This is a genomic window from Glutamicibacter sp. BS14, assembly GCF_056934375.1.
In genome coordinates this window covers 181084-194601 of the sequence record NZ_CM167801.1, presented here as the reverse complement: position 1 = coordinate 194601, position 13518 = coordinate 181084, and the positions used below count along the sequence as shown (strand labels likewise).

The window sequence follows — 13518 nt, the reverse complement described above, 5'->3', positions numbered from 1 at the left end:
AGTCCTTTTACTGTTGCGGGGAAACCGAAAGGATCTCTGCGTTGCCCAGCAACGGATGCTTCACCAGTTCTGTTTCCAATGTGTGGATGATGGCTTGGGCGGAGTCGCCGTTGTAAACGAACACCGGGCCATCATGCCGGTAGTAGACATCCTCATGCCATCCGATTTCGCCGTCACCCAATGCATGCTGCAGGGCCCTGACTGTTGGCTCCAGATCCGATTCCGATTCGGCCCCAAGCCTGGTTCGAAGCAAAACGTACTCGCTGCCGCCTACTTCGGTGCGTTGTCCATCAATAATCAGCCAGGAACCATGCCCCAGTCCTCCATCGATGAGCGAAGAGAGCAATTCGGAAAACAGCTTCTTCGGTTCGGGGGTGGCCACTTCAAGGTTAATGTCGCTGGAGATCGGCTCCTCGGCCGCGTCCAATGTGGTCTTGGCGCTGATGATGGTTCCGGAAGACTTGTATTTGGGCAACAATGTATCGAGCAGGCCCGCCTCATGATCTTTGCGCAGGCGTTCGGTCATCGGCTGGGCAAAATGGATCTGCACCCGGTGAGTCGAAGCCTCCGATGATTTCCTGGCGAACAGCGACATGTCCTCAGTCCTCGTGTGGGTCGGAAATGCAAAAGACGATTCCGTAAGGATCGCGCATAATGGTCCAGCCAAAAGTGGGATCTTCGGTGTGGTCCTCAACGCGTGTTGCGCCAGCAGCCATGCAACGGGTGACTTCCTGCTCGCGGCTGGTGCTTGCTTCCAAGTCGAGATGAACCCGGTTCTTGCCGGCAGTGATCTCATCAACTTTTTGGAACCCCAACCGAGCGCTGAAGCCAGGGACGCTGATCATGGTGAACCCCGGGTACTGGCCCAGATATTTCCCGCCCAGAACAGCCCTCCACCAAGCCGAGGCAGCTTTCTCGTCAAGGGCATCAAGGGTGATCATTCCAATGTTCGCCATGCAGTCAAAGGTACCGGGAGTCTTCCTGCTTAGCTAGAGGTTGACTGCATTTCTGCCGCTGACTAGCGCACTTTCTAAGTGAAGAAAAGGGGCTTGCTTGGCCGGGACGGAAGTCCCGAGCAAGCAAGCCCCTTTATGGGCTAAGCCGGCCTAGCTATCGAAGTAGTTTGGCGCGTGCTCGTTGTGAGCAGGTGGAGTCGGCATCTCGACTTTCTTCTGCACCTTCAGCATGCCAGCGGCGTAGTCCACCGAAACGGTGTCACCAGCGGCAAGCGAATCACTGATCAGCAGGTCGGCAATGGCATCCTGTACCTTCCGCTGTACCAGCCGGCGCAGCGGGCGGGCACCGAACTCGGGGTCGTAGCCTTCGTTTGCCAGCCACTGTACGGCAGCGTCGCTCACCTCCAGCTTCAGCTCCTGGTCCACCAGGCGAGCTTCGGTCTCGGCGATGACCAGCTTGACGATCTGGCCAATCTCGGACTGCGAGAGCTTGGAGAACAGCAGTACCTCGTCCAGCCGGTTCAGGAACTCTGGGCGCATGAACTCGCGTACCTTGCCCATGACCTTGGCCCGGATTTCTCCAGCCTCGCTGGTGGCATTGGCGGAGGTGAAACCGAAGTTTCCGGCCTTGTTGGCCAAGTACTCGCCGCCGAGGTTGCTGGTCATCAGGATCAGCGTGTTGGAGAAATCGACAGTGCGCCCGGCTGAGTCGGTCAACCGGCCGTCATCGAGTACCTGCAGCAGCACGTTGAACACGTCCGGGTGGGCCTTCTCGATTTCATCGAGCAGCACGACCGAATACGGGTTGCGGCGGATCTTCTCGGTCAGCTGGCCGGGCTCGTCATGGCCGATGTACCCCGGAGGTGCTCCGATCAGGCGCGCCACGGTGTGCTTCTCACCGTATTCGCTCATATCGACGCGAACCAGCGATTCGGCCGAACCGAAGAGGTTTGCAGCCAGAGCCTTGGCCAGTTCGGTCTTTCCGACGCCGGTGGGACCCAGGAAAAGGAACGAGCCGATGGGGCGACCTGCTGGCGACATTCCGGTACGGTTGCGACGCACGGCGCGTGCCACAGCGGCAACGGCATCGTGCTGGCCGATGACCGAAGCATGCAGGGAATCTTCCAGCGAAGCCAAACGTGCCTTGTCATCTCCCGAGATCCGCGAGGTGGGGATGCCGGTGGATCGGGAGATCACTTCCGAAATCTGCTTCTCATCCACTACCCGGGTGACCCCTGCATCGCCGGCCTCCTCAGCAGCCTTGATGCGCGCGGTCATCTCCACGATGTGGTCACGCCATGCGCCAGCTTCTTCGAATCGTTCCTCGCCGATAGCGCGTGACTTCTCACGCTCGGCGTCTACCATTTCGGCACGCAGGGACTGCACATCCTCGGCATCTCCGGCAGCGATGGACCGCCGGGCACCGGCGATATCGATCAAGTCGATGGCCTTGTCAGGAAGCTGGCGGTCGTTCAGGTAGCGGGCAGAGAGCGTCACCGCGGCCTTGAGCGCTTCGGGGGTGTACTGCACCTGGTGGTGATCCTCGTAGGATTCGCGCAGGCCGTCCAAAATGGCCAGTGCAGTTTCCTCCGACGGCTCGGCGACAGTAACCTTGCCGAAGCGCCGAGCCAGCGCGCTGTCCTTCTCCACCTTGCGGAACTCATCGAGCGTAGTGGCGCCGATCATGTGCAGCTCGCCACGCGCCAAACGCGGCTTGAGGATATTTGCGGCGTCCATATTGCCGGACTCGCCAGAGCCTGCACCGACCAGCAGATGCATCTCATCGATGAATATCAGCACCTGCCCCTCGGCTGCGGCTACCTCGTCGAGCAGGCCGGTGAGCCGCTGCTCGAAATCTCCGCGGTAGCGGGTTCCGGCGAGCATGCCCGGAAGATCAATGGAGATCAAGGCCGCATTGCGCAGTTGGGCTGGTACCTGGTCATCGATGATGGCGCGGGCCAGGCCTTCGGCAATGGCGGTCTTGCCCACGCCGGCCTCGCCAATCAGCACAGGGTTGTTCTTGGTGCGACGGGCCAGGATTTCAATAACCTGATCCAGTTCCTCCTTGCGTCCGATCACCGGATCAATCTGGCCGTCGGAGGCCAGCAGGGTCAGATCGGTTCCGTAGCGTTCGAGCATGGACACGTCGGACTCGGAATCGGACTGGTTCTGGGCATCGTTTTGGCCACGCTGGGCCTGCTCCATGGCGGCTTGCTGCAAGGACTGGCCGGTGATGCCGTGCTGCGCCAGGAGCTGGCTGACCGGAGATTCCGGGTTGAAAACGAAGGCCAGGAAAAGATGATCAGGGTCGATGTAGGTCGAACCGTAGTTACGAGCAACCTGATAGGCGTCAAAGAGGCTGCGCTGAGCTGCCGACGATAGGTGGGATGGTTTCTCGCCCTTCTCCTGGGACTTGGGCATGCGCGCGATGGCATCTGCACTCAAAGCCTCGATGTCGATACCCATGGCGGTCAGGTGCTCGCCGACTGGTTCGGTGCGCAGCAGGGCCATCAGGAGGTGCAGCGAATCAATCTCGTCGTGGCCATGCTCCTGGGAAATCGCTGCCGCGGTGGCTACCGCTTCGTGGGTGCGGGCGGAAAGCAGGCGCGTGAGGTCGATGGGACGTGCTGCCTGGGCACGTGAAGACAGGAATCGAGAGAGGAATTCCTCAAACGAGCCATCTGACGGTGCGCCGAAAAATGCTGGCAAGTGAGCCTCCTAATAGAAACTTGAGCGGTCTATGCTCATGTTCAACGCATATGGCGCGCAGATATTCCCGAACCAGCCGGGCAAGGTGTCAAAGAGGTTGACTTCACACTAATAGCTGGAAAGCAGGCGCTAGTCTTTCGGGATTTCGATAAGGCCCATACGCGCGGCCGCAACCAGGGCCTGGACCCGATCGCGAACATTCAGCTTAACGAAAATCTTCGCCATATGGGTTTTAACCGTGGTTTCGGAAATAGTCAGAGTTCTTGAAATCTCGGTATTGTTTAGCCCGCGTGCGAGCAGTTTTAGAATCTCGAATTCCCGATTGGTAATTCCCAAGTCATAGGCCAGTTCTTGAATGTCTTGGGAATTATCCCGGTAAGCTTCGCGAACCGCAGAAACTAGATCAGAAGAAACCGACGGGGAAATGGCTGCAGTTCCTTGGTGAACGGCATGGATCGCATGAATAATTTCATCTGGTTCAGAGTCTTTTACCAAGTATCCGCTGGCCCCAGCGGTCAGTACCGGAACCAGATAGTCGTCCGAAGAAAAGGCGGTAATGGCAAGCACTGAGGGGCTGTCTTCGGCAGATTTGATTGCTTTAGTAGCGCTAACCCCGTCCATTATCGGCATCTGCAAATCCATGAGCACAACGTCCACTTGATTGCCGCTGCAATACTCGACGGCGGCCTGTCCATTTTCAACAGAATTAACCGTTACAATTCCGGGGTCTGTTGCTAGGATTGTGCCCAACGCATGCCGAATTAGAGGTTCATCATCGACAATAAGGACCTTTATTTGTTCCATCTGATTCCTCTGATTCGATGCGGGTGGCCTCATGTTGGCCTGTTCACCTGAAAGTATATAAGTTGATCTGATGTGGAGTTTGTTATGAAGGGTTTGAAAATGCTGGCCGTAGCAGCATTAGTTCTGGCACCATTGACCGCCGTGGCAGCTCCTGCATCTGCTGCGAGCTCTCCAGCCTCCAGCAGTGGCAACGTTGCTACTCCTGCTGGCTTTGGCTCAGCCTTCTCGGAGTGGTTCTGCAAACGCTACGGCGTCGCCTGCCCATAACGCGGTTTATTTGACTTGATCATCTGAGCCGGGAATTATTCGGCATATGAATGGACGACTAAAGGACACCCTGACCAAGCTCTTCGCTGGTCGGGGTGTCATTGTTTGGACTGGTATTGCGGTTCTGATCGCGGTTTCCAGTAGCGAGTTCGTGACTCTGCTGGAAGACGGATTTAGTGGTTCGTCGGATATTTCGGTTCGAGGCGCGTTGCTCGGCGTAGGACTGTGCGCAATTCTTGCGCTTGGTCTTCGCTGGGTTGCCGTATCCGTCGGATTGTTTGTGGCAGTTGCCTATTTCTTCCTCACGGACGGCGCCTTGTTCTTCTGGACTGTCGTTTCATTCATGATTTTTTCGGCGCTGGCAGCTACGGCCAGTGCCATGAGTGTTAGGGCCTTATTCCTAACCTTGTCCGCAGCGTGGATGGTGCAGTTCGGCATCCAGTCCGGGCAAGACGCGGTTCTGCTTGTCGGGATTGCCCCGTTGACGGCGATGGCGTTCTTCTTAACGAGGAATATTTACTTGCTGCGCGAGAAGAACGAGCTCGCTCTTCGGCAAATGCATACGGTCAAAGAGCAGACTCGTCTTGCTGTCGACCGGGAGCGAAAGAACATTGCCCGGGATCTGCACGATATTGTCGCGCATGACATCACGGTCGTGGCCATGCAGTCGAAGGCCGCGAAATTCGCAAACGATGGGCAGAAGGCCCTCGAAGCTCTGGATGTCATCGCCAAACTGAGTACTGAGACTTTGCACGATTTACGCCTGATGCTCAATGTCCTGAGGGCTGATGGGACCATGGCAGATCCCTCGTCCCAGGGCATTGATAAGCCGGCCGCTACTACTGTTTACGCGCTTCAGGGTGCAGAACTTTTCGTTCAGAGGCTAAAAGAGGCAAATTTCGAGGTGAGCTCCACCACTGACGAGAAAATTTCCGAATTGCCCCGTTCTGCACAGACTGCGATTTATCGGGTCATGCAAGAAGGTACAACAAATGTGATAAAGCACGGTGCCTTGGGCGGGAAGTGCACCTTCGAACTCACGGTCCAAGGGGCAGAGGGCATCCTGGAAATTACTAATCAGATGGGGAATTTCGACAAGAAGGCGAGTGGGTTGCCCGAAGGCGGGACAGGCCTGATTGGCATGGGTGACAGGATGCGTGCATTTGGTGGAAAGTTTGCAACCAGTTCCGAAAACGGTGTTTGGGCACTGCGCGCAAGCATCCCGTTCTGACCCCTGCCCTCCTACTAAAGTATGATTTCGGATTTTCGCAGGACGCGATAAATTAGACATGTATCGGTGAAGACCGATCACCGGGAAGGTACTTGGTGGTGTTTTGCGAGTGGCATCACTAAGGATCCGAGGGTGATTAAAAGGTACGTTGCATTGCGTAAACGGACTGATCTTTCATCGGCGCTGTGCCCCCATCGCACGCCGTTGTCTGTCAGTAATGCAACGTACCTTTTATAACTTAAACCCAGCCCGTGTTTCTGCGTTCTGCCTCACACCTCAGGTCGGAATGGGCCTGCGTGGCGGGGTGTTGCGCCTATGGAGAGCATTTCCTGTCTGGGAAGCGAGAGCGCATGAGTACCCAGGCAGATACGCTTGTTTGGCAACAATAAGGCCTGGCCGTGGAGCCTAAGGGCGGCTTTGATAGCAAGACGGCAGATGCTGCGATCAACGCAGAAGCAACCGCAGATTCTTTGGCCGTGAAGGCCGGCGAACCAAGCGGGGCCCATGGTTCGATCGCCTGCTATGGCACGACGCCGAGCTGGCCACGCGCAGCTCCTAATCGATGAAGCAACGGCAAAGGGTGCGAGAACTCGAATTAGTTCTCGCACCCTTTGCCGTTGCTGGTGGTTAAGCCTCGGAGGCCTCTGCCTCTTGGGTGTCTTTCAAAACGTGATCAGAAACCTTGGCCAGCGCTCGTTCCAGTGAAGAACGCAAGACCACAGGAATCGTGATCTCGTCATTAATCTCGACAAGGCCTTCGCGTTCGAAGACGCGCAGCAGGGACTCGACCTGGGGGACAACCTCCTCAAGGCTGGCAATCAGGTGATGCTGCTCGGCGGGAAGGTCATCTTCGGTCGGAACTTGCAACGCGAACTCGGCACGTGGCGGTGTCGATGATGCGGCATTGCTCAACACGCCGGCTACCATCTCGGCGATCTGCGCCTTGCCCGTCTGCTCCAAGGTGTTGATCAGGATGTGCGAGTAGAGAACCTCTGCAATCAGCTCCTTGACCAAGCGGGCGCCTTGTCCGCTGGATGCCAGCAGCGCATCGCTGAGCGACTCGGTTGGGGTTGCGTTCGGTTCCTGGTAGCGCAGCATGGCCGTGCCGATCAGGGCGTCCCAGTATGCCGATAGGCGTGGAACGTCGGCCAGCGAAGAAACGGCAGTGCCGTCTTCCGGCTCCCATTGGGCATCCTCTGGAACGACGGCGGATTCATCGACCTTGACGAACAGGCCCAGCGCGCTGGCCGCATCCTGCAGCGTATCGCCGGTGAGTACGCCAGCCGGGGTGGTCGGCTTGCCTTCGCCAACCCAGCTGATCAACTCGCGAGCCGCAAAAACGAAGGGCATCGCTTCGAGGCTGCCGTTGGCCTCATCATCTTCGAGATAGGGTGCCACGATGGGTGAACCGCCAGCCATGCGGGAGAGGAATTCGAAAGTCTGCTTGAAGTCATCCACGCTTCCGCCGAAATTTGCGGTCGTGCCCAGGAAAGTCAGGTAATGCTTGAGGATCGCAGCGCTGGCTTCCGAAACTTCCTTGCCCAGCGACGTCAAGTGGCCCAGCTGTTCACCCAGAATCGTCGGATCCAGGGTTTTGACGTCAACGCTCTGGCGCAACTGGGCATGCACGGTCAGCAGGGTAGTGAGCCCTTCGAGCGCTGCGCGGGTCTCGCTAGCTGCCTGGCCCTCTTCGTGGAAGTGGCGGAAGAGCGAGGACTTGAACGGCTGAAGAGCTTGGCGCACTTCGGATTCAAAAGGCACGCTGCTGGCGCCGGAACGGCGGGCTGGATGACCCTGGGCAGGCTTCTTCTTGGCTGGTTTACGTGAGGCCATGAGTGTGGTGCAGTTCCTTAGAAATGGCTGATCGGCGGGATTGGTAATTCGCTTCTCTCCAGTCTACGCAGGACGCGTTGGGGGCGAAGTTCCCGATGGGCGATAGTGATGCAGCCTCTGGGGAAAGTGCCCGTACGGGAGGAAGTACTTGTTGAAAGTTCGGAATAGGCAATCATTTACCGCAAGAAACACGAACCTCCTGCCGGTGTGGTGGCGCTCACCGTCGAATCGTCAGGACGCGTTGATTTTCCCTGGGGATCGCGCGACAGTGAAGACATGCGGGCTCGTGTGGAGAGGCCGTCGAAATGCTAGGAGAGTGGATCATGGCTGGAGTAGGCGTGCCAGATCATGTCGTTGTTGTAGGCGCTGGCTTTGTTGGCCTGTCGACCGCTTGGTACCTGCAGGAAGCGGGCATTAAGGTCACCGTCGTGGATCGCGGCGGCGTCGCGTCCGGTTCCTCTTGGGGTAACGCCGGCTGGTTGACCCCGGCCCTGACCCTGCCCATCGCGGAGCCTGCAATTTTCAAGAACGGCCTCAAGATGATGCTCGACCCGGCATCCCCGCTGTACATTCCGCTGAAGGCCGATGCCAAGTTGCTCCGCTTCCTGATCGGTTTTGCCTGGCACTCGACCCCGAAGAAGTGGGAAGAAGCCATGCGGGTCTACTCGGAAATCGGCGCAACCGGTTTGGATGCCTTCGACGAAATCGCGCAGGCGACTTCGGCAGGGCCGGGCGTGCAGGAGCCGACCAAGCCGGCAAATCCATTCTTGACCGGATTCACCTCGCTCAGCGACCGCGATGCGCTGCTGCATGAATTCGAGATGATCGAGAAGACCGGCGGCGAAGTTGATTACGAATTGCTCACCGGCGACGAGTTGCGCGGCATCGAGCCGACCCTGTCCAATAAGGTCGCTGCGGGCGTAGCCATCAAGAACCAGCGCTACATCAACCCGCCGAAGTTCATGGATTCACTGGCCGAATCCGTCATCGCCCGCGGCGGCGACATCATCGGAGCCTTCAACGTCACCGATGTGCGCGACAATCGCGGCTCGGTCACCGTCATCGGTTCCGAAGGCCGTTCAATCACCGCGGATCACGTGGTGCTGGCTACCGGTGCTTGGATGACCGACATGGCCAGCAAGTTCGGTGTGAACGTTGTGGTTCAGGCAGGCCGCGGCTACTCGTTCACCGTGGAGCCGGAACACATGCCAACGCACCCGATCTACTTCCCGACCCAGCGCGTTGCCTGCACCCCGCTGGGCGATCGTTTCCGCATCGCCGGCACCATGGAATTCCGCGACGCCAACCACAAGCTGGAGCCGAAGCGCATTGAGGCCATCGTTGCCGCTGCGACCCCGGTCTACCAGGGGATTAACTGGGAGAACCGCAAAGAAGAATGGGTGGGTGGACGCCCATGCACCGCGGACGGCATGCCACTCATTGGCCAGACCGGATCCTCGCGCGTGTCGGTTGGCGGCGGCCACGGCATGTGGGGCGTTGCGCTGGGACCGCTGACTGGCAAGATCCTGGCTGCCCAGATTGCTGGCCAGCAGGTTCCAGGCATCGCCCGGCACTTCAACCCCTTGCGCAAGGGGTTCTAAGCGTTTCGGTCCACACCCGGAACGAAATAAAACAACCGGCTTGCGGTGCATCATGGCGATGCGCTGCAAGCCGGTTTTCCTTTAAGGCTGTCTTTTACGCGCTTTAGGCATGGCGGGTTGATGTCCCGGCAAGGATCGCGCGGTAGCCTTCGGCAAATCCTGGATACTGCAGTTCAAGCCCGCTGGCTAGCAGCTTGGAATTATCGAGCCGGCGGTCGGCAGCACGTCGTGCCGGGGCTTGTCCTGCCTCTTCCGGCGCAGGCAAACCAAGTTCCTTGGCCAAAAACTGGTAGACCTCGCCTAGCTGGGCTGGGGTGCTGTCACTGGCCAGGTAGAGGCCAGCGGCTTGCTCTCCCAGCGCCGCAACGTGAACGATGGCCGCGGCCAGGTCATCGCGGTGGATGCGGTTGGTCCAATGCGAGCCCGCGGGAATCTGTGCGGCTCCGGCAGTGACGTGATCGATGAGCCGGGTGCGGCCCGGGCCGTAGATTCCCGACGCCCGCAGGATTGTTACCGGCAGGCCGCTGCCGGCGAGCGCTGCCTCGGTGTGCGCAAGGACCTGCGCGGTGGGGCTAGCTGGGGCAAGCGGTGCTGATTCGTCGACGAGTTCTCCGTTGGCGCCGCCCATCACTGCGGTGGAGGAGATGTAGATAAGCCGGCGAAGATTGGGGCATTGGGCTGCCAGCCGTGAAGCCAGTTCTTTGGCGACCTGCAGATAGCCGCGCGTGTAGCCATCGGCATCGCGGGTGGCTGGCACGGGAGTGAGCACGACGATTTCGGTCTGCGGATCGATGCTTGGCCACTGGGCGGCATCGAGCAGGTCTACGCTGTGGCCGGTAAATCCTGCGGGCAGCTTCTGGCTGTTGCGCCGCCAGCCGGTGACGCGATGGCCCTCCTGCTGGAACCGCAGTCCTGCCTCGGTGGCGACATCTCCGCAGCTGACCAGTAATACTTTCACGAGACTCCTTTGGCGCGATATGTCCTCGGAGGCGAATCCCCCTACCCATAGACTAGAACCTTTAGGCCAGCGTGGCATGCGCGCGGAGGAAGGGGGCCAGGTGCAGTCTTCGGTGCGTTGTGTCCTGTTCTGCGTGGTTGCATTGCTCTCCATGCTCGGCGAGGGCATGGCGGTCTTTGCCTTGACCCTGGAATCCGCGGATCAGTTGGGGTCCTGGGGCGTAACCGCGTTGTTCCTCGCCGGCTTGGTTCCGCCGATCCTTGCCGCCCCGGCTATAGGGCGTTGGGTGGACGGGGCAGCCCTTTTCAGGGTGTGGATCCTGAACCTGTGCGTGCATGTGGCGATTTTCGCGGTGATGGCCATTGCCTCCAATATCTTTGCGAGCCTCGCCTTGATGCCTGTGGCCAGTATTTGCGCGGTGGTTAACGGAGCGGTCATTTTCAAGATCATTCCGCGCATCCGCGGAGGCTTCAGCATTGCTCGTGCCAGCAGCTTCCTTGTCGTAGCGACGTCCCTGGCGGGAATCATCGCGCCGGCGATAGCTTCACTCGTCTTCGCGAAAGCGGGGATCGGCGCGGTGCTTTGGTACGCGGCGGCAGGATTCCTGGCACTGGCCCTGGCGGCCATCTTCCTGTCCCGCTCGCAAGCCGCCAACGGGAAAGGAGCAGACGCAGGGAACGAGCCGGATCCGGGTGGACCGGTATCGCCCGGTGGAGCTGCCTTGACGCGCAATCCACAATTGCGGATCTTGCTGCTCCCGGTGGCAGCGATCGTGCTGTTTACCGCAGCAGAAGGCGTTTCGGGGGTGTTCTACCTGCGCGGGATCACCGATAACGACACTGGATACGCGGTATTGCTCGGTGCCTGGTCCGTGGGCGCAGTGTTCGGTTCCCTGCTGGGAGGCAATCGCCGCTTCGGTACCCGAAGCGCCTTGCCGATTCTGCTCGGTGGAGGGCTGGTGGGCGCCGCGATCCTCACAGAAGGGCTCTGGTCCAACGCGGCTGGCCTGGCCTTGGTGTTCCTTGCCGGCGGGCTGGGCAATGGACTGCACAATGCCGGAGTGCGAACAGCCATTTACGAATACGTGCCGGAAACCCGCCATGGCGCTGCTTGGGCGCAGCTGCGGATGCTCATCAACATCATGGTCGCATTGGGCTATCTCATCGGCACCCCGGGATTGCTGGTTGGCCCGGCCAGGGCAATTATCGTGATCTCCGGTGCCGCGACGCTGCTGGTTATCGTTGTATCCGCCGCGCTGTACAGCTGGAAAGCGCAGGCCAAGGTCCATGGGAGGACCTCTGCTACGGAATCCCGGGGGTAGCGCGCTCGCCGGAAACATGAAGGTTGCTGGATAACGCGCTACAATTCAAGTATTCGAATATTTGTACTAGAAAGTGGTGGGGTGTGGCTGAAGAACAGGAGCTGATGCCTCCGGGAGCAACCCAAGGGCCGGTCCAAGCGGTATCCGCGATGGGTTTCCCCTCGCCAGCACGCGATTATTTTGACGGTGGACTGGACCTGAACCGGTTGCTGGTCCGTGACCGTGTCTCCACCTTCATCATGCGCGTCTCGGGCCACGCCATGCGGTCAGCTGGCATCTTCGACGGCGATGAAGTGATCGTGGACCGTTCACTGGCCGTGCGCCACGGCTCTGTGGTCATCGTCAACCTCAACGGGCAGATGCTGGTGCGCCGCTGGCAGATTGACGGCCACGAGGTTGGGCTGCTCAGCGATGAATCTCCCCTGCCCGTGGTACTGGCCGAAGGCGATGAGGTCAGCGTCTTCGGCGTCATTACCAGGTGCCTGCATCATGTCCGCTGACCACGTATCCCTGGTGGACGTCAACAATTTCTACGTCTCCTGCGAGCGGGCCTTCGACTATTCGCTGCGCAATCGTCCCGTGGTGGTGCTGTCGAACAATGACGGCTGCGTGGTGGCCCGTTCCCAGGAAGCCAAGGATCTGGGCATTCCTACCGGAGAACCCTTCTTCAAGGTCCAACGCTATATGGACTCCCACAACCTTGCGGTGCGGTCAAGCAACTATGAACTGTACGGGGACATTTCTGCCCGGGTCATGGAATTGCTCGGACGCTTCGGGACCTGGCACGAGGTGTATTCCATCGATGAATCTTTCGTCGGCCTGGAAGGCAACCTGGAGCAGGTGCGCAGCACCGCGGCCCAGATCCGTGCAGCCATTGACAAGACTATCGGGGTGCCAGTCTGCGTGGGTGTCTCATCCACCAAGACCCTGGCGAAGCTGTCCAACCATATTGCCAAGCACAATCCGGGACTGGGCGGAGTCTGCGTCCAGCAGCTCATGGATCCCGAGGTCCTGGGCAGTATCCTGAACCGGGTTCCAGTCACCGATGTCTGGGGTGTGGGCCGCAAAACCGGTGCCAAGCTGGCAGCCATGGGCATTGAATCCATCGCGGACCTGCAAGCAGCGGACCCATTGGCGATCCGCAAGAAGTTTTCTGTCGTCTTGCAGCGCACGGTCTTCGAACTCAACGGGCAACGTTGCATCGGTCCGGTGGAGGAACGCGCGGACCGCGGCCAGGTCATGTTCACCCGTTCCTTCTCCACGCCGGTGCGCACCTATGAAGCGATGGAAGAAGTCATGTCCATCTATGCGCAGAAGGCTGCCGGCCGCTTGGCGCGCGAGGGCCTTTACGCTTCATTGCTTACCGTCACCGCGGGCACCAGCCGCTTCGCCCGGGGAGAGGCCTCATTCCCCAGTGCCCAGGTGCGCCTGTCGCGTCCGACGCGGGATCCCATCGTGCTCAGCAAGCTGGCAATTGCCGCGATGCGGGATCTGATGAAACCGGGGATGGACTATGTTCGCGGGGGAGTGATCCTCTCCGGGCTCAGCGATTCTCCGGGCGAGCAACAGCTGGACCTCTTTGGCCAGAGTCCCGATCCGGCTGCCGAGGAACTAGAAAACGTCTCGTCGGTAGTCCAGGACATCTCCCTGCGATTCGGTGCCAAATCCATTGGACTGGGGCATGCCGGAATGGCCAAAATCCCTGAATGGTCGATGAAACGAGAGCATATTTCGCAGCGCTACACCACCGACTGGGATGAACTGCTGGTGGTGCGTGCCTAGCGTTCTGCCAACGGCAAAAGGTTCTCGGCTCTTCGGCAACTTCGCAGTTTACGGTG

At 59.3% G+C, this 13518-nt stretch carries 11 protein-coding genes; 5 read left to right on the top strand and 6 right to left on the bottom strand.

Going from position 1 to position 13518, the window contains the following annotated elements; genetic code table 11:
• Nucleotides 1-7 precede the first annotated feature (7 nt).
• The 4 genes from AC1Z36_RS00925 to AC1Z36_RS00910 form a co-directional block, all read right to left on the bottom strand.
• A complete protein-coding gene (locus AC1Z36_RS00925) occupies nucleotides 8-595 on the bottom strand; it encodes a hypothetical protein (protein WP_146112328.1) in 588 nt (195 codons plus the stop codon).
• A 4-nt stretch (nucleotides 596-599) separates the two neighbouring features.
• Nucleotides 600-956 (bottom strand): VOC family protein, encoded by a 357-nt coding sequence (locus AC1Z36_RS00920; RefSeq protein ID WP_105658611.1) that lies wholly within the window; start codon nucleotides 954-956, stop codon nucleotides 600-602.
• Nucleotides 957-1106: 150 nt separating this feature from the next.
• Entirely contained in the window at nucleotides 1107-3665 is a 2559-nt protein-coding gene (locus AC1Z36_RS00915; RefSeq protein ID WP_332728243.1) for an ATP-dependent Clp protease ATP-binding subunit, read from the bottom strand.
• 129 nt (nucleotides 3666-3794) lie between these two features.
• A complete protein-coding gene (locus AC1Z36_RS00910) occupies nucleotides 3795-4469 on the bottom strand; it encodes a response regulator (protein WP_105658609.1) in 675 nt (224 codons plus the stop codon).
• A 313-nt stretch (nucleotides 4470-4782) separates the two neighbouring features.
• Between AC1Z36_RS00910 and AC1Z36_RS00905 the strand changes: the two genes are divergently transcribed.
• Nucleotides 4783-5967: a sensor histidine kinase gene (locus tag AC1Z36_RS00905; protein ID WP_332594868.1), complete on the top strand. Its 1185-nt coding sequence runs from the start codon at nucleotides 4783-4785 to the stop codon at nucleotides 5965-5967.
• Between the two features lie 627 nt (nucleotides 5968-6594).
• On the opposite strand, the gene AC1Z36_RS00900 is transcribed toward AC1Z36_RS00905, so the two are convergent.
• Complete coding sequence (locus AC1Z36_RS00900) at nucleotides 6595-7800, bottom strand: hypothetical protein (RefSeq protein ID WP_483561568.1); 1206 nt, start codon at nucleotides 7798-7800, stop codon at nucleotides 6595-6597.
• A 323-nt stretch (nucleotides 7801-8123) separates the two neighbouring features.
• Between AC1Z36_RS00900 and AC1Z36_RS00895 the strand changes: the two genes are divergently transcribed.
• Nucleotides 8124-9401 carry an NAD(P)/FAD-dependent oxidoreductase gene (locus AC1Z36_RS00895; protein WP_133834359.1) on the top strand — a complete coding sequence of 426 codons (1278 nt, stop codon included), beginning with the start codon at nucleotides 8124-8126 and terminating at the stop codon, nucleotides 9399-9401.
• A 103-nt stretch (nucleotides 9402-9504) separates the two neighbouring features.
• Here AC1Z36_RS00895 and AC1Z36_RS00890 read toward each other — a convergent pair whose 3' ends face one another.
• A complete protein-coding gene (locus AC1Z36_RS00890) occupies nucleotides 9505-10359 on the bottom strand; it encodes an NAD-dependent epimerase/dehydratase family protein (protein ID WP_483561567.1) in 855 nt (284 codons plus the stop codon).
• Between the two features lie 76 nt (nucleotides 10360-10435).
• On the opposite strand from AC1Z36_RS00890, the gene AC1Z36_RS00885 reads away from it, so the two are divergent.
• The 3 genes from AC1Z36_RS00885 to AC1Z36_RS00875 all read left to right on the top strand — a co-directional run bounded on the left by AC1Z36_RS00885 (nucleotide 10436) and on the right by AC1Z36_RS00875 (nucleotide 13462).
• Nucleotides 10436-11680, top strand: a complete 1245-nt coding sequence (locus tag AC1Z36_RS00885) for an MFS transporter (RefSeq protein ID WP_332487394.1) — start codon at nucleotides 10436-10438, stop codon at nucleotides 11678-11680.
• A gap of 83 nt (nucleotides 11681-11763) precedes the next feature.
• The gene (locus tag AC1Z36_RS00880; protein ID WP_105658603.1) at nucleotides 11764-12180 is read left to right on the top strand and encodes a LexA family protein; all 417 of its coding nucleotides are present in this window, start codon (nucleotides 11764-11766) and stop codon (nucleotides 12178-12180) included.
• The gene (locus tag AC1Z36_RS00875) at nucleotides 12170-13462 is read left to right on the top strand and encodes a Y-family DNA polymerase (RefSeq protein WP_332487396.1); all 1293 of its coding nucleotides are present in this window, start codon (nucleotides 12170-12172) and stop codon (nucleotides 13460-13462) included. The genes AC1Z36_RS00880 and AC1Z36_RS00875 overlap by 11 nt, the downstream gene beginning before the upstream one ends.
• Nucleotides 13463-13518 lie beyond the last annotated feature (56 nt).